This window comes from Stenotrophomonas sp. PD6 (genome assembly GCF_049199305.1).
Classification (GTDB): domain Bacteria; phylum Pseudomonadota; class Gammaproteobacteria; order Xanthomonadales; family Xanthomonadaceae; genus Stenotrophomonas.
Genome location: NZ_JBLZQD010000005.1, coordinates 205,031 through 223,234, shown reverse-complemented (window position 1 = coordinate 223,234; position 18,204 = coordinate 205,031). Strand labels below are relative to the sequence as shown.

The window sequence follows — 18,204 nt, the reverse complement described above, 5'->3', positions numbered from 1 at the left end:
ATCAGCTGTCCTCCGTCACGCGCAAGACTTCTTCGATGGTGGTGTGGCCCAGCAGCGCCTTGCTCAGCCCATCTTCGTACATGGTGCGCATGCCGGCGGCGCGCGCGATCTGCTCCACTTCGCCCATGCCGGCGCGGCGCATCACCGCGCGGCGCAGTTCGTCGTTCATCACCAGGAACTCCATGATGGTGGTCCGCCCCAGGTAGCCGGTCGGCGCCAGCGCGGACGGCTGCGCGCGGTACAGGAAGATCTCGCCCTCGGGCTGCAGCCGGCGCAGGCCGAACTTTTCGATCTCCTCCGGCGATGCCGGATAGCGCAGCGCATGCTGCGGCTCCAGCCGGCGCACCAGGCGCTGGGCCAGGATGCCGTTGATGGTGGAGGTGAGCAGGTAGTCTTCCACGCCCATGTCGAGCAGGCGGGTGATGCCGCCGGCGGCGTTGTTGGTGTGCAGGGTGGACAGCACCAAGTGGCCGGTCAATGCCGACTGGATCGCGATGCGCGCGGTTTCCAGATCGCGCATTTCGCCGATCATGATGATGTCCGGATCCTGGCGCACGATGCTGCGCAGCGCGTTGGCGAAATCCAGCCCGATCTGTGGCTTGGCCTGGATCTGGTTGATGCCCTCGATCTGGTACTCCACCGGGTCTTCGACGGTGATGATCTTGACGTCGGCGGTGTTGAGCTGGCTCAGCGCGGTATACAGCGTGGTGGTCTTGCCCGAGCCGGTGGGACCGGTGACCAGCAGGATGCCGTGTGGCTGCTCCAGCACCTTGCGGAACTGCGGCAGGAAGGTGTCGGTGAAGCCGAGGCGGTGGAAGTCGAACACCACCGTGTCGCGGTCAAGCAGGCGCATGACCACGCTTTCACCGTGCGCGGTGGGCATGCTGCTCACACGCAGGTCCAGCTCCTTGCCCTGCACGCGCAGCATGATGCGGCCGTCCTGCGGCAGCCGGCGCTCGGCGATGTTCAGCCGCGCCATGATCTTGATGCGGCTGATCACCGCGGCGGTGAGGTTGACCGGCGGGCTCTCGCCTTCGATCAGCACGCCGTCGACGCGGTAACGCACCTTGAGCCGGTTTTCGAACGGCTCGATGTGGATGTCCGACGCGCGCAGTTCCACCGCACGCTGGATGACCAGGTTGACCAGGCGGATCACCGGCGCTTCGGAGGCCAGGTCGCGCAGGTGTTCGATGTCGTCGACCACGCTGCCTTCGCCGTCGGCGGTTTCGATGATCGCGCCCATCGCGCTGCGGCCCTGGCCGAACCAGCGCTCGATGACGTCATCGATCTCCGATCGCAGGCCGACGTGCAGGCGCAGCGGCACCGCCATCGCCAGCCGTACCGCATCGGCGGCATAGGGCTCCTGCGGATCGCTCAGCCACAGGTCGAGCACGCCGTCGTGCAGCGCCAGTGGGCAGGCATGGAATTGTTTGAGGAAGCGCAGCGACAGCGGCAGCGCATCCAGCAGGGATTCGGGGGGCGCCTCGGCCACGGCCTTGCCTTCCAGCAACGGCAACGCCAGCACCTCGGCGCACGCCTGGGCATGGTCGCGTTCGGACACCAGGCCCAGCCGCACCAGCAACGGCAGCAGGCTGCCGCCGGCTTCGCGCTGCAGCGGGCGTGCACGCGCCAGGTCGGCGTCTTTCAACCGTCCGTTGCGCAGCAACAGCGCCACGATGCGGGATTCCGCATCCAGTGGGGCTTCTTCAGCAAGATGGTGGGCTACCGCATTCACGAAAGCTCTCCTGGCGACCCGGAGACTTTAGCAGTTCGCCGTGGTGCTACATGCAGTCGCCACCGTCTGAAAACGGGAGCCCGTCACATGACGGGCTCCCGCAGGTACGACCAGACCGTTACTGGACGGCCTGGATGCTCACGCCGCTATAGGCGGATTCACCCACCAGCTTGATGTAGTACGTGCCCGCCACCGGTGCGGTGAAGCGCACGGTTTCGCTGTTGCCCGGGCGCGCCGACTTGGCGCCGAAGTCCGTTGTGGTCGGCTCGGCGCCGGCCTTGACGTACAACGACACGTTGCCGCTGCCACCGTAGGTGAGGAAGCTCAGCGTCTTGCCGGCGGTCGCCTCGAAGCTGTACAGCGCTTCATTGCCACCGGCGCCGCTCAGGCCACCCACCGCCACGCGGTTGGTGAGCGGGGTCGCGTCGGGGGCGCAGTCCACGGTGCACGGCTCTTCCAGGGCCTTGGCCAGTGCGGCCTTGGCGTCGACGATGCCGGTGCCGATCGGGGTGGCCGCCGGGATGGTCACCGGGAAGGTACGCGCGGTCTGCTTGAGCAGGGCTTCCAGCTGTGCCGGGGTCAGCGGGTCCTTGCCGGCCGAGGCCAGTGCACCCTGCACCAGCGCGGCCACGCCGGCCACGTGCGGCGAGGCCATCGAAGTGCCGCCCATGCCCATGTAGCTGTAGGCACCGGAGGTCGGCGTGGTCAAACCGTTGTAGCCGGCCTGCCAGACGTAGCCGCCCGGGTTGCCGTCGACGCTGCCACCACCGCCCGGACCGGACAGATCCACCGCCGCGCCGAAGTTGGAGTAATAGGCGATGCCACCGGTGATGCGGGTGGCACCCACGGCAACCACGTTGGCGCAGCTGGCCGGGCGGAAGTTGGCCGCGTTGCCGGCCGAGTTGCCGGCCGCCACCACCACGGTGGTGCCACGCGACACCGCGCCGTTGATCGCATCCTGGTAGGCCGCGTCGCACGCGCCACTGCCACCCAGGCTCATGTTGATCACTTCGGCCGGGTTCGCATTGGCCGGAACGCCGGCGACGGTGCCACCGGATGCCCAGGTGATCGCATCGGCGATATCGGACAGGTAGCCGCCGCACTTGCCGAGCACGCGGACCGGCAGCACCTTGGCCTTGTAGGCTACGCCGGCCATGCCGACGCCGTTGTTGGTCGCTTCGGCAATCGTGCCGGAGACGTGGGTGCCGTGCCAGGAGCTGTCTTCGGCCAGCGAGCCGCTGTAGCACTCGTTGTCGTTTTCAACCCAATCACCGTAATCGAGTGCACCGGGTACGCGGGCATCGGTGGGACGGCGCGAGGTCTCGGCGTCGCTGATGAAGTCATAGCCCTGCAGCAGGGTGCCGGCGGCGAAGTCCGGGTGCCCGGGCAGGATGCCGGTGTCGAGCACCGCGACCACCACGCCCTCGCCCTGCGCCACGTCCCACGCGGCCGGTGCGTTGACGCCGCCGGTGGCGCTGCTCAGGTGCCACTGGTACTGCGCGTACAGCGGGTCGTTCGGCACCAGCTGCGGGGTTTCCTTGGCGCGCACATCGGTGCGCTGCAGCTTGACGTCGGCTTCCGCGTACTGGACCGACGGATCGGCCTGGATTTCCTTCAGGACTTTCTGCAGTTCAACCTGGCTGAGCTTGCCCTGCAGGCGGATCACGTCGGCACCGGTGCCGAGGCGGCGCAGGTGCTGCGGGCTGGCGGCCGCCGCGCGCGACGCCGTGGTGCCCAGGCTCGCACGCGACACGGCCGAGGTCACCGCGGCCAGCTTGGCCGAGCGATCGGTGGCGGCGGCGGTGCCGGTGCGGTACTTGACGATGATGCGTTCGGAACCCTGTTGGGCGGTGCTGGCCTGTTGCGCGGGCTCCTTGACCGGCAAACCGGCGGCATAGGCGCTGGCGCCCACGGACAACGACAGCACGGCGGCTGCCAGCACATTGATGCGAAGGTTCTGCTTCTTGGTCACGGTGTATTCCTCTTCAAGGTCATGGATCAAACGACTGTTCAGGCCAACACTCCATGCGGAAACCCCGGCCGGCCCTGGCCAGGGTTTCCGTGACCCGCCCCCTCAGGCCTTGCATTGCATCCGTGGGTTACCAGCCGAAGCCGGCACCCACGCCCACCGAGCTGTCATCGCTGCTGAACGCACCGCCGACAGTGACGGTGGCGCGCTCGCTGATGGCGCGCTGATACCCCAGCGACAATGCCGATTCGCCGCTCTGGAAGCCGACGCCGACGCCGACGCGGTTCTGCGTGCGGATGCCGGCGGCACTGGTGGCCATGTTGAGCATGGCCGCGTTCATCGCACCCTGGCGGTCGATGCGACGGTCCTGGTGACGCAGGCGCTCGTCGATCTCGCCCTTGTAGATGTCGAACGTATCGGCCATCGCGCTGTAGCGCTGGTCGGTGTAGCTGTTGGCGGTGGCGATGCCACCGTCCAGCTGGCCCTTGTTGACCGCGTCGGTCGCGGCGCTGCCGGCGGCGACATTGGTGACCTGGCGTTCGGCACCTGCGGCACCCACCGACACCGTGTCGGCGCGGTTGGCGACCGAGCCCTGGCCGAGCGCAACCGAGTTGGCGGCCGTGGCGCTGGCCCCCTGCCCGATCGCGGTGGCCGAGGCGCCACTGGCCACGGCGCCATCGCCCATCGCCACCGAGGTGACCGGCGCCACCGCAGCCACCGGCTGCGCGGTGCCGACACTGGCGGCGGTCGGCGTGCCCTGCACCACCGGGGCGGCGCTGGCCACGCTGGCCGATGCAACGCTGCTGGCGGCCGGGGTCGCGGCGGTGTCGGCCGCGTCCGGTGCGGCCGCGACGCTGGCGGTGGAGACCGCCGCCGTCCGTGCCCGCGCCGTGCTGCCGCTGCCGCTGGCCACGCGCTGGTCGAGGTCGGTGACCTTGCGGTCGAGCGCGCCCAGTGCATCGCCTACGTTGTTGTACGTGCTGCCCTGGATCACGTAGTTCGGTGCGACGAACACGCCCTGCATGCCCACGCTGGCGCCACCGCCCAGGAAGCTGGCGGTGTCGGTCAGCGCCTGGAACAGCTGGCCGCCGTTGATGGCCTGGCGGCTGCCGCTGGCGATCGAACCGGTGGCGACGTTGTCCAGGGTGGTGCCCTGCAGGCCGGACAGCGTGAGCTTGTCGCGGCTGCTGTCGTCGTAGCTCACCGCATTGGCGGTGACGCTCTCCACCGAACCGATGCGGTCGTCGATGTCACCCACGCGGGTTTCCACCGCGCCGACGCGCTGGTTGGTGGTGTTGAGCTGGCCGCCGGTGACCGCGTCGGTGCTGCCGGCGGCGATGCGACCGGCGGCGACGTTGACGATGCGGCGGGTGGCCGGCGAATCGGTGCCGTTGCCGCCACCGACCGAGACCACATTGGCTTCCACCGCACGCGAACCCGCACCCAGCGCCACCGAGTTGGCGCCGGACGCACCGGCGCTGGCGCCGATGGCGATGCCGTTGGCACCGTTGCTGACGAAGGCGCCGTTGCCGACCGCCACACCGTTGGTGGCGTTGGTCGAGGCCAGGCGGCCAACCACGGTGCTGTTGTCGCCGCGTGCCGACGCATCGGCGCCGACGGCGGTGGCACCGGTCGCCGAGGCGGTTGCCGCGGTACCCAGTGCGCTGCTGCGGGTGCCGCTGGCGGTGGCGCCGGAACCGGCCGCCAGCGCATCGGTGCCGCTGGCCGTGGCTACACCGCTGCCGCTGGCCTTGAAGCGCTGGCCGACCTGGTCGGCGGTCGCCGCCACGCTGTCCAGCTGCGCCTTGTTCACCGCGTCGTTGGCATTCACTGCCGCGCCGACGTTGGTGATGCGGCGCGTGGCCGGACCGGTGGTGCCATTGCCGCCACCTACCGACACCACGTTGGCTTCGGTGGCACGCGAGCCTGCGCCCAGTGCCACGCTGCCGGTGCCGTTGGCCCAGGCGCTCTTGCCGAGCGCGGTGGCGTTGATGCCGCTGTAGGCGTAGCTGTCCTGGCCGATGGCGGTGGAGCCGGCCGAGGTCGCCCAGGCCAACTGGCCCACCGCCGTGGTCTGCGCTGCGGTGGCCCAGGCGCTGGCGCCGCCGGCGAAGCTGTTGGCCCCGCTGGCCTGCGCGCTGTTGCCGATGGCGATGCCATACGCGCCGGACGCGGTGCTGCCCCAGCCGAACGCAGAGGCGTAATCGCCGCTGGCCTCGGCACCGTAGCCGAGCGCGGTGGTGCGCACGCCGCTGGCGGCACTGAACGCGCCCACGGCGGTGCTGTAGTCGCTACCGGCTTCGGCGCTGTAGCCGAAGGCCGACGACTGTCCACCCGCCGAGGTCGCGCCCGCACCGCTGGCGGTGCTGAACGCGCCGCTGGCCTGTGCACCGGCACCCAGTGCGGTGGCGCCGGTACCGCTGGCACTGGTGGCCTTGTCGAGCAGCACGTTGCCGTTGGCATCTTCGTAGTACAGCGCGCCACCGATGGCGGTGGCCGAATCGGCAGTGGCCGACGCGTTGTAGCCGGACGCCGAGGCGTAGCGGCCCGACGCGAGCGAACCGCTGCCGTAGGCCGATGCGCCGGTGCCGAAGGCGTTGGACGCCTCGCCCGCTGCCGTGGCGTAGGTGCCGTCGACGTAGCTGCCCACGTCGTCGCCGTTGCCGCTGCCGGACGCCTTGAAGTAGCGGTTGGTTTCCTCGGCGGTATCGGCCACGGCGCTGAGCTGGTCGAGGTTGACCGCGTCGGTGCCTTCGGTACCCGCCGCCACGTTGGTGATCTGGCGCTGCGTGGTGGCGGTACCGACCGAGACGCTGTTGTCGCGGTCCGCACTGGAACCGGCACCCAACGCCACGCTGTTCACGCCGGTGGCGGTGGCGCTCTCACCCAGCGCGGTGGCGCTGGCCGCATCGGCCCACGAATTCCAGCCGATCGCGGTGGCGTAGTCGTCGGTCGCCCAGGCACCGGCACCGAAGGCCGATGCACCGGTACCCGATGCGCGTGCCGGGATGAAACCGAAGAACGTGCTGCCGCCGATGGCGACGCTTTCATCGCCGGTGGCCTCGCTGAACTCACCCACCGCCACCGAACTGGCGCCGGACGCGGTGGCTGCCGCACCGACTGCCGTGGCATAGGCATTGGAGGCCACTGCGCCGTAGCCCAGTGCCGACGACAACTCGCCGGTCGCTTCGCTGTAGCCGCCGAAGGCCGATGCACCGGCTTCGGACGCGCTGGAACGGAAGCCGTTCGCGGTGGCCTGCTGGCCCGACGCGATGGCCTCGCTGCCATTGGCGGTGCTGTACGCACCCGAGGCCTGCGCGCCGTTGCCGATGGCGCTGGCGCCGATCTCGCTGGCCGCCGCGCCCGTGCCGACCGCCACGCTGTTTTCGCCGGTGGCTTGGGCGTCGCTGCCCAGTGCCGCTGCGCCTTCGCCGGTGGCCAGTGCGTTGAAACCAATCGCCGTGGCGTTGTTGGCCAATGCATTCGCACCACTGCCCAGCGCGCTGGCGCCATCGCCGATCGCGTTGGATGCTTCGCCGGCCGCCAGTGCGTTGTCGCCTTCCACATACGCGCCTGCGTCGCTGGCATCGCTGCCGCTGGCCTGGAAGTACTTGCTGGTGGTGGCCGCCGTTTCAGCAACCGCGTTGAGCTGGTTCACGTTGACCGCATCGGTGCCGTCGGTACCGGCGGCGACGTTGGTGATCTGCCGCTCGCTGCCGGCACTGCCCACCGACACGCTGTCGTCGCGGTCGGCAATCGAGTCCGCACCCAGCGCCACGCTGTTCACCCCCGAGGAGGTGGCGGCATTGCCCAAGGCGGTGCTGTTCAGGCCCGGCGACCAGGCGCCACCGCCCACGGCGGTGGAGTAGTTGCCCGACGCTTCGGTCGGCAGCAGGCCGAACAACGCGCCGCCGATGGCCACACTGTTGGTGCCGCTGGCCAGGCTGCCCTGGCCGGTGGCGGTGCTGTACGCGCCACTGGCTTCGGCGTCGCCACCCAGCGCGACGCTGTTCGAGCCGGTGGCCTGGGCGAAGCTGCCCAATGCCGTAGCGTTGAAGGCCGTGGCAGCGGCGTAGCCGCCGATCGCGGTGGTGTAACCGGCGGTGGCTTCAGAGGCGAAGCCATAGCCGGCCGACAAGGTGCCGGTGACCACGCTTTCGGCGCCGACCGCGGTCGCGCCCGTGCCGCTGGCGGTGCTGTAGTAACCCAGCGCCACCGATTCCTCACCCGCGGCTTCGGACAACGCACCGCCGGCCAGGCTGCCCGCGCCCGAGGCGACGCTGGCCGCGCCGGTGGCGGTGCTCTGTTCGCCCGAGGCCAGGCTTTCGGCACCGCTGGCGGTGGCGTATTCGGCCGTCGCCTGCGCATCCGCGCCCGTTGCCGTGGCGCTGCCTGCACTGGCCAATGCGTTGAGGCCGACTGCCGTGGCGGCATCACCCAGGGCGAATGCACCGCTGCCCACGGCAGAGGCACCGGTGCCGCTGGCGAAGCTGCTGGAACCGATCGCCGTGGCGTAGTCGCCATCGGTGGCGGCGTTGGATCCGGCGGCCACGCTGTCCTCGCCACCGGCAACCGCAACGCCATCACCCGTGGCCTGGAACTTGTCGGTGGCCGCGGTGAGCTGATCCACGTTCACCGCATCGGTGCCTTCGGTACCCGCCGCCACCTGGGTGATCTGACGCTGCTGGTCGTCGTTGCCCACCGAGACGGTGTACGCACGATCGGCGCGCGCGCCGGCGCCGAGCGCAACTGCGTTGGATGCACTTGCGTTGCTGCCTGCGCCGATACCCACCGCGCTCTCACCGCCGGCCACCACATTGGTGCCGATGGCGATGGTGTTGATGCTGTTGCCGAGCGCCTGGTAGCCCACCGCGACGCTGTTGTCGCCGTAGCCGAACGCCCCGCGGCCGAGCGCGGTGGAGCTGTTGCCACGCGCCCAGCTGTTGTAGCCCACCGAGGTGGCGCCGCTGCCATCGGCCCACGCCGCATAGCCCACGGCGGTGGCGTTGGCGTCGGTGGCCCAGGCGCTGGAGCCGAAGGCGGTGGCGCCATCGCTGGTGGCCCACGCATACGCGCCGGTGGCGGTGCTCTCGCTGCCGCTGGCGAACGCGTTGTCGCCCTGCGCCACGCTGTACTCGCCGGTGGCGCGTGACTTGTAGCCCTGCGCCAGGCTGTTGTCGCCCGTGGCCTGTGCCCCGCTACCGAAGGCATTGCTCAGTGCGCCGGTGGCCTGTGCACCTGCGCCCACCGCAACGGCGTCCTGTGCGGCGGTAGTGCCCACTGTCACCGCGTTGCCGTCGGCATCCACGATCGGTGAGTTGTACTGGTCGTACGCCTGGCCGACGCCGCCGATGGCGACGCTGCCGGTACCGCCGGCGGCCACGTTATGGCCGACCGCGACGGTGTCGTCGCCCACCGCAGAAGCGCCGTTGCCCACGGCGACCGCACCGGCGCCGATGGCATTGCTGGCCTCACCGGCCGCGACCGCACCGTCGCCATCGGCGAAGGCGCCCACGTCGCTGTCCTGCGAATCGTTGGCCTTGAAGCGGTACGCGGTGCCGTCGGCGGTCTGCGCGACGGCGTCCAGCTGTGCCTTGTTCACCGCGTCGGTGGCTTCGCTGCCGGCCGCCACGTGGGTGATCTGACGTTCGTTGCCGACATCGCCGACCGACACCGTGTTGTCGCGCACCGCCGTCGAGTTGGCGCCGAGTGCAACGCTGTTGGCGCCGCGTGCGGTGCTGTAGAAGCCCACCGCGGTGCTCAGGTCACCACTGGCCCAGCTTTCCGCACCGAGTGCGGACGCGCCTTCGCCGGGTGCGTAGGCGAAGTAGCCCAGCGCGGTGGCTTCGGTGCCGGAGGCTTCGCTCAGCGTGCCGTTGGCCACGGCGTAGTCGCCGCTGGCGATGGCGCCGGCGCCCACCGCGGTGGCGGCTTCGCCACTGGCCTGGGTCTGCACGAAGAAGCCCAGGCCCGGAATCAGGTCGGCCGGACCGCCGATGGCGGTGCTGCTGGTGCCGGCGGCCACGCTCTGCGTGCCGACGGCGGTGGCGTAGTCGCCGGTGGCATTGGCCACCGCACCGAACGCGGAGGACTGTGCGCCGGCCGCATACGCACCTACGCCATACGAAGAGGCGGCGAAGCCGGACGCTTCAGCGCTTGCGCCGACGGCGGTGCCGCCCACGCCGGCGCTGGTGGCGCCGGTGTCGACCGGCACGCCGCCGTTGGTGATCAGCGGGTTGCCGTCTTCGTCGACGGCGGCGCCGCCGACCGCGACACTGCCCGGGCCATTGGCCTGCGCATTGGTGCCGAACGCGGCGCTGTTCTGGCCGCTGGCCAGCGCGTTGTAGCCCACCGCCGTGGCGTTCTGCGCCACCGCGGTGGCGCCGCTGCCCAGCGCGGTTGCGCCGTTGCCGAGCGCGTTGCTGGCTTCGCCGATGGCGGTGGCGTTGTCGCCGTCCACGAACGCACCAGCGTCGCTGTCCGCGCTGCCGCTGGCCTGGAAGTACTTGCTCGTGGTCTGCGCGACGTCACCCACTTCATCCAGCTGGGCCTTGTTCACCGCATCACCGGCTTCGGTGCCGGCGGCGACGTTGGTGATCTGCCGCTGCAGGCCGTTGTTGTTGCCTACCGAGACGGTGTCGACGCGATCGGCGTAGGAGCCGGCGCCGAGCGCCACGCTGCCCACCGCCACCGCGGCGGAATTGGAGCCCAGTGCCGCGCTGAAATCGGCCACTGCGGTGCTGAAGGCACCCACTGCGATGGATGCTTCACCGCCGCTGCCGGCACCACGGCCGAGCGAGGTGCTGCCCGCACCGATCGCGAGTGCGCCGCCGCCGATGGCCGTGGCGCCATCGGCGCTGGCTTCGGCCAGGCCGCCGATTGCGGTCGCCGCGCCATTTTCGCTGGCGGCGAATGCGGAGGCGCCGAGCGCCACGTCGCCGAGCCCGAGCGCCACCGCGCTCTGGCCCACCGCGACGGTGGCGTCACCGATCGCCAGGCTGTTCTGGCCAAAGGCGCTGCCGCCCAGGCCGGCGGCAATGGCATCGCTGCCGACCGCCGTGGTCGCGTTGGCCAGCGCCTGGCTGTTGTGGCCCAGTGCGCTGGCGCCGTCACCATCGGCATTGGCACCCGCGCCGGCGGCGAGCGCGCCTTCACCGTCGATGCGTGCCGCGTCGCTGTTGTTGTTCGCACCGTCCGCCTTGAAGTAGCGCGTCGCGCTGGCGGCGGTGGCGGCCACGGTGTCGAGCTGCGCCTTGTTCACCGCATCGGTGGCAGCGGTGCCGGCGGCGACGTTGGTCACCTGGCGTTCCTTGCCGGCATCGCCGACCGACACCGTGTTGGCGCGTGCGGCACGCGAGCCGGCGCCGAGCGCCACGCTGTTGGCCGCCGAGGCGGTGCTGTTGCTGCCGATCGCCACGGCGTTCGCGCCCGATGCGGTCGCGTTGCCGTCCACCACGCAGCTGTCGATCACGTTGCTGTTGAGCACCACGCAGTTGGCATTGCCGCCCACTTCCACCGACTGCGCATGCGCATCGGAGACCGCCCCGGTCATGCCCAATCCAAGCGTCAAGGCGATGGCGGCCGACAGCACGGCACCGCCACGCGTGTCGGAAGATCGTCGCTGATCGATGACCACGCCCGGGGTCTGGCTGCTGGCCAGTTCGGAGGCAACGACCATCTGCCCCAGTGCTTTGTTCCAGACCTTGCGATAAATCCGATTCATCGATGCGACTCCTGGTTGGCTGGTTTTAGGCAAAGCGACGCCAACGCCAGGCCGCGTGGCCCAACGTCCCCTGGGGGCGTTTTCCGCTTGATTTACTGCGTTGTGCCGGATGGCGCGCTAACGGCGCGATCAACGAACAGAGAACTCGCCATCCTTGGGGTTACTGCAGAACTGAACGCTGTCAAAATGAGCAATCAGTGTTAACGCACGGTTTTGGTTGCGTCAAGACTTTGACAGGAGAAATTGTTCGAACGCGAGGCGCGTCACACATTTGACTATTCATCAACGTCTTTTGTTAGATCGATGTGAGCAATTTTCATCACACGACTTCACGCGTGTAACGCGCTGTAACTCGTTGCTTCCGCTGGAGTTGGATCGCGCGCAAAAAAAAACCGCCGAACAGGTCGGCGGTTTTTTTCACTCAGCTTTCACGACACTCTCACGTGTCGTGAATTTTCACTCAACCGCACCATACTCTTGCGTTGCGGAACATGCGCAGCCACGGCGAGTCGCCGTTCCAGTCGGCCGGGCGCCAGCTCAGGTTCACCGCGCGCGGGGTGCGCTCCGGGTGCGGCATCATGATGGTCACGCGGCCGTCGGTGGTGGTCAGGCCGGTGATGCCGTCGGGCGAGCCGTTCGGGTTGAGCGGGTACTGCGTGGCCACGTTGCCGTCGCCATCGACGTAACGCAGCGACACGCGTGCTGCCGCCTGGTCCACGGCGCTGGCGAAGATGGCCTGGCCTTCACCATGTGCCACCGCCACCGGCAGGCGCGAACCGGCCATGCCACGCAGCAGGATCGACGGCGACTCCACCACTTCCAGCAACGCGGTGCGCGCCTCGAACTGCTCGCTGCGGTTGCGGCGGAACTGCGGCCAGTGCTCGGCACCGGGAATGATGTCCTTGAGCTGGCTCATCATCTGGCAGCCATTGCACACGCCCAGCGCGAAGCTGTCCTGGCGCGCGAAGAACGCGGCGAAGGCATCGCGCAGCGCGCTGCGCTCCAGCACCGAGGTGGCCCAGCCGCGACCGGCACCCAGCACGTCGCCGTAGCTGAAGCCGCCACAGGCCGCCAGGCCGGTGAAGTCGGACAGGTCCACGCGGCCTGCGATCAGGTCGCTCATGTGCACGTCGTAGGCGCTGAAACCGGCGCGCTCGAAGATGTTGGCCATCTCGATCTGGCCGTTGACGCCCTGCTCGCGCAGCACCGCCACGCGCGGACGCGCGCCGGTGTTGATGAAAGGAGCCGCCACGTCTTCGCTGAGGTCGAAGCTGAGCTTCGGCTTCAGGCCCGGCGCGTTGAAGTTGCGTGCGATCGCACGCTCCTGGTCGGCGTTGTCCGGGTTGTCGCGCAGCTTCTGCATGGCGTGGGTGACCGACCACCAGGCATCGAACAGCGCTTCCCAGCGCCACTCCACCAGGCTCTCGCCCTGCAGCGACACCCGCACCACCGGTGCGGTGGTCGGGCGGGCAATGCGCTGCGCGCATTCGGTGAGCGCATGGCGCTCGACCAGGTCGGCGAACGCGGCGCGGTCTTCGCGGGCGATCTGCACCACCGCACCCAGTTCTTCGTTGAACAGGCTGCGGAACGGATCGTCACCCCAGGCATCCAGCGTGATGTCCAGGCCGAGACGCGAGGCGAACGCCATTTCGCACAGCGCGGCAAACGCGCCGCCGTCGCTGCGGTCGTGGTAAGCCAGCAGCAGGCCGGCTTGACGCGCGTCGCGGATCAGTTCGAAGAAGGCACGCAGGCGCTGGGCGTCATCCAGATCCGGCACCGGGCCGGCGAAGGCCGGCAGTGCGCTGTGGTCGGCGTGCACCTGGGCCAGGATCGAACCGCCCAGGCGCTGCTTGCCGGCCCCAAGGCCGATCAGCCACAGCTCGCTGTCGCTGTCGCGGTCCAGCAGCGGGGTCAGCTGCGTGGTGGCATCGGCCACCGGCGCGAATGCCGAGATCACCAGCGACACCGGCGAGACCGACTTGTGCGCCTGGCCGTTGTCGTGCCACTGCGCCTGCATCGACAGCGAATCCTTGCCGACCGGAATGCTCAGGTCCAGCTGCGGGCACAGTTCCATGCCCACCGCGCGGACCGCGTCATACAGCAGCGCGTCTTCGCCGTTGTGGCCGGCCGCGGCCATCCAGTTGGCGGAGAGCTTCACCGTCTCCAGCGCGTCCACCGGGGCGGCGCACAGGTTGGTGATCGCCTCGCCGACGGCCATGCGCGCCGACGCGGCGGCATCCAGCAGGGCCAGCGGGGTGCGCTCGCCGATCGCCATCGCCTCACCGGCAACGGTATCGAAACCGGCCAGGGTGATGGCGACGTTGGCCAGCGGCAGCTGCCACGGGCCGATCATCTGTTCGCGTGCGGTCAGGCCGCCCACGCTGCGGTCGCCGATGGTGACCAGGAAGTTCTTGGACGCCACCGACGGGTGCGCGAGCACGCGCAGGCCGGCCTCGTGCAGGTCCAGCCCGTTGGTCTTCAGCGCCGGCCAGCGCGGTGCCGGCGGGTGCACGGTGTCGCGGTGCATCTTCGGCGCCTTGCCGAACAGCACGTCCATCGGCAGGTCAATCGGAGCATCGGCCGGGATGTTGCCGACGGTTGCGCCATAGGCGACCACCAGGCGTTCCTCGGCGGTGGCCACACCGACCGCGGCAAACGGGCAACGCTCACGCGCGCACAGCGCGGCGAACTCGGCCAGGCGGTCCTGCGGCACGCCGAGCACATAGCGCTCCTGCGATTCGTTGCACCACAGCTGCATCGGCGACAGCGACGGGTCGTCGGTGGGCACCTTGCCCAGGTCGATCACGCCACCCACGCCGGAGTCGTGCAGCAGCTCGGGAATCGCGTTGGACAGGCCACCAGCGCCGACGTCATGGAACCAGCGGATCGGGTTGTTCAGGCCGAGCGCGACGCAGCGGTCGATCACTTCCTGGCAGCGGCGCTCCATTTCCGGGTTGTCGCGCTGCACGCTGGCGAAGTCGAGGTCTTCGGCGCTTTCGCCGGAGGCCACCGAACTGGCCGCACCGCCGCCGAGGCCGATCAGCATGGCCGGGCCGCCGAGCACGATGACCGCATCGCCCGGCTGCAGCTTCAGCTTCTCGACCTGGACCTGATCGATCGCGCCGAGGCCGCCGGCCAGCATGATCGGCTTGTCATAGGCGCGGGTCAGGCCCTCGCCTTCCGGCAGCTCGAAGCTGCGGAAGTAGCCCAGCAGGTTGGGGCGGCCGAACTCATTGTTGAAGGCGGCGCCGCCGAGCGGGCCCTCCAGCATGATGTCCAGCGCCGGCGCCATGCGCGGGTTCAGCGCGCGCGGCGCCTCCCACGGCTGCGGCAGGGTGGGAATGCGCAGGTGCGAGACCGAGAAGCCGGTCAGGCCGGCCTTGGGCTTGCCGCCGCGGCCGGTGGCGCCCTCGTCGCGGATCTCGCCGCCGGCGCCGGTGGAGGCGCCCGGGAACGGCGCGATCGCGGTCGGGTGGTTATGGGTTTCCACCTTGATGCAGAACGCCGAGTTGACCACCGCTTCGCTGCGGTATTCGCCCGTGGCCGGGTCGGGCCGGTAACGCGCGGCCGGGAAACCGGCCACTACCGCCGCGTTGTCGCTGTAGGCGCTCAACGTGTGCTGCGGGGTGTGCTGGTGGGTGTTCTTGATCATGCGGAACAGCGAGTTGGCCTGGTCGGCGCCGTCGATGGTCCAGCTGGCGTTGAAGATCTTGTGCCGGCAATGTTCGGAGTTTGCCTGGGCGAACATCATCAGTTCCACGTCCGACGGCTTGCGGCCCAGTTCGCCGAAGCGCTGGCGCAGGTAGTCGATCTCGTCCTGGGCCATGGCCAGGCCGAGGCGGCGGTTGGCCGCCTCCAGGTCATCCAGCGCCACGCGTTCCAGCTCGCCACGGGCCGGCGCGGTGAACAGCGCCTGGGCCTGCGCCGCGTCGTCCAGCACGGACTGGGTCATCGGGTCGTGCAGCGCGCGGATCACCGCGTCGCGGGCGGCGGCGTCAACCGGCCAGCCGGCCAGGTCGATGCGCAGGCCGCGTTCCACCCGGCGGATCGGCTGCCCGGCGCCACGCACCAGTTCGGTGGCCTTGCTCGACCACGGCGACAGCGTGCCCAGCCGCGGCACCACGAAGCGGGAGATGGCGCCGGCCTCCTGCGGCGCCAGCGCGGGCTGGGCCTCCAGGATGCGGCTCAGGATCGCCGGGTCCGGCGCGGCCTCGCCCTCGGTCTGGATGAAGTAGACGTGCCAGGCACCGGTGATGCGCAGGTCGGCGGCCAGGGACTGCAGGCGGGATTCAAGACGTTCGCGGCGGAACGGCGAAAGGGCGGATGCGCCCTCGAGGACCATCATGTCCGGGGAACCGTGGTTGGAGACGGGGCCCACTATTGTACCGGTCCCTGCCGGCCGGTGGTCGCTGCCCGGGTCGGTTCCGGCCCGCCTGCCGCGGGGCCATCCGAAACCGCCGGCGCCCCGAACCTTGCGCTGGCGCACGGATTGGCCGGGAAAACCATGACAACGTTGCCACTACCCGCCGGGCGCCCTGCCAGGCGGGCCCTGCGTCCGCCCCCTGTGCTGTTGCCGGCCTCTCTCACCGGCCCCGGACCTGCTGCAACGCTGGCCGACACCCTGCCGCCCAGCGCCCATCACCTGATCGGAGTACGACCATGGCTGACCCGATTGCGCGCAGTACGGTGACATCGTTATCTCCCCGTTCCCCTTCCCGGCACCGCCGTTGGCTGCTGGCCGCGGCCCTGGCCTCGGCGACCCTCGCCCCTGGCCTGGCCCAGGCCGCCAGCTGTACCGGCGTGCCGGAGTGGAACGGCAACGTGATCTACCTGTCCGGCTCCACCCTGCAGAAGGGCGGCGTGCTGTACCGGGCCAACCAGGACATCTGGAACGCCCCGCCCGACCACCCGGCCGGCGCGCCGTACTACACCAACCTCGGCGCCTGCGACAGCGGCGGCAGCAACCAGGCGCCCAGCGTCAGCCTCACCTCGCCGGCCAATGGCGCCAGCTTCGCCGCCGGCAGCACCATCACCGTCAGCGCCAACGCCAGCGACGCCGACGGCACGGTGAGCAAGGTCGAATTCTTCCGCGGCGGCACCTCGCTGGGCATCGACACCAGCGCGCCCTACAGCGTCGCCTGGGCCAACGCCGCCGCCGGCACCCACACCTTCAAGGCGGTGGCCACCGACAACAACAACGCGGTGACCTCGTCGGCCACCGTCAGCGTGACCGTCAACGCGGCCAGCAATGACACCACCCCGCCCAGCGTGCCCGGCGGCCTGGCCTCGCCGTCGAAAACCGCCAGCACCGTGAGCCTGGCCTGGACCGCGGCCAGCGACAACAGCGGCGGCAGCGGCGTGGCCGGCTACGACGTGTACCGCAACGGCAGCCTGGTCGGTTCGCCCAGCGCCACCACGTACACCGACGGCGGGCTCGCCGCCAGCACCGCCTACACCTACACCGTGCGTGCCCGCGACAACGCCGGCAATGCCTCGGCGCAGAGCGCGTCGATCAGCGTGACCACCGCAGCGGGCGGCGGCAGCGGCGGCAACAAGCGGGTCATCGGCTACTTCACCCAGTGGGGCATCTACGGGCGCAATTACCGGGTCAAGAACATCGACACCAGTGGTTCGGCGGCCAAGCTGACCCACATCAACTACGCCTTCGGCAACGTGCGCAACAACCGCTGCGAAGTGGGCATCACCCAGGCATCCGACCCGAACACCGGGGTGGGCGGCGACGCGTTCGCCGATTACACCAAGGCCTTCCAGGCCGGCGAAAGCGTGAGCGGCAGCGCCGACACCTGGGACCAGCCGCTGCGCGGCAACTGGAACCAGCTCAAGCAGCTCAAGGCCAAGCACCCGAACGTGAAGGTGCTGATCTCGCTGGGTGGTTGGACCTGGTCGCGCGGCTTCTCCAGCGCGGCACAGCCGGCCAACCGCCAGGCCTTCGTGGCCTCGTGCGTCGACGCCTACATCAAGGGCAACCTGCCGGTGACCGACGGTGCCGGTGGCGCGGGCGCGGCTGCGGGCGTGTTCGATGGCATCGACATCGACTGGGAGTACCCGGTGGCCTGCGGGCTGAGCTGCGGTACCGCGGCCGACAACGCCAACTACACCGCGCTGCTGGCCGAGTTCCGCCGCCAGCTCGATGCGGTGCGCCCGGGCCTGTTGCTGACCGTGGCGGTAGGCGCGGGCATCGACAAGATCCGCGTGACCGACCCGGCGGCGTATCACGGCTACCTGGATTTCATCAACGTGATGACGTACGACTTCCACGGCGCCTTCGACCCGATCACCGGACACCACTCGGCGCTGTTCAACTCGCCGGCCGACCCGTCCACCGGTGATACGAAGCTGTACAACAGCAACGATGCGATGGAAGCGTTCATCGCCCGTGGCGTGCCGGCCAGCAAGCTCAACCTGGGCATCGGCTTCTACGGCCGTGGCTGGACCAACGTGCCCAACGTCAACAACGGCCTGTACCAGAGCGGCAGCGCCGCGGCAGGCACCTACGAGGCCGGCATCGAAGACTGGAAGGTACTGAAGAACCTCAACCATCCGATCTTCACCGACAGCAGCGCGCGGGCCACCTGGAGCTACAACGGCACCACGTTCTGGAGCTTCGATACGCCGGCGATGGTGACCGAGAAGATGGGTTACGTGAAGGCCCAGGGCCTGGGCGGCGCGTTCTTCTGGGAGTTCAGTGGCGATGACGCACAGGGCACCCTGGTGAACACCGTCAGTAACGGCTTGAAGTAAGCGCCCCGCGCCCGG

Annotated in this window: 5 protein-coding genes; 1 reads left to right on the top strand and 4 read right to left on the bottom strand. The window is 69.7% G+C overall.

Features of this window, described 5'->3' with window-relative positions; genetic code table 11:
- Nucleotide 1 precedes the first annotated feature (1 nt).
- The 4 genes from gspE to purL all read right to left on the bottom strand — a co-directional run bounded on the left by gspE (nucleotide 2) and on the right by purL (nucleotide 15,772).
- Nucleotides 2–1,735, bottom strand: coding sequence for a type II secretion system ATPase GspE (gene gspE, locus ACOZHM_RS10390; protein ID WP_421569175.1), 1,734 nt, complete (start codon nucleotides 1,733–1,735; stop codon nucleotides 2–4).
- A 118-nt stretch (nucleotides 1,736–1,853) separates the two neighbouring features.
- Nucleotides 1,854–3,707 carry a S8 family peptidase gene (locus tag ACOZHM_RS10385; RefSeq protein ID WP_421569174.1) on the bottom strand — a complete coding sequence of 618 codons (1,854 nt, stop codon included), beginning with the start codon at nucleotides 3,705–3,707 and terminating at the stop codon, nucleotides 1,854–1,856.
- Between the two features lie 127 nt (nucleotides 3,708–3,834).
- A complete protein-coding gene (locus ACOZHM_RS10380) occupies nucleotides 3,835–11,427 on the bottom strand; it encodes an ESPR-type extended signal peptide-containing protein (RefSeq protein WP_421569173.1) in 7,593 nt (2,530 codons plus the stop codon).
- Nucleotides 11,428–11,887: 460 nt separating this feature from the next.
- Nucleotides 11,888–15,772 (bottom strand): phosphoribosylformylglycinamidine synthase, encoded by a 3,885-nt coding sequence (purL, locus tag ACOZHM_RS10375; protein WP_421569172.1) that lies wholly within the window; start codon nucleotides 15,770–15,772, stop codon nucleotides 11,888–11,890.
- Nucleotides 15,773–16,086: 314 nt separating this feature from the next.
- Here purL and ACOZHM_RS10370 point away from each other — a divergent pair, with 314 nt between their 5' ends.
- Nucleotides 16,087–18,189: a glycosyl hydrolase family 18 protein gene (locus ACOZHM_RS10370; protein WP_421569171.1), complete on the top strand. Its 2,103-nt coding sequence runs from the start codon at nucleotides 16,087–16,089 to the stop codon at nucleotides 18,187–18,189.
- The last annotated feature ends 15 nt before the right edge of the window (nucleotides 18,190–18,204 follow it).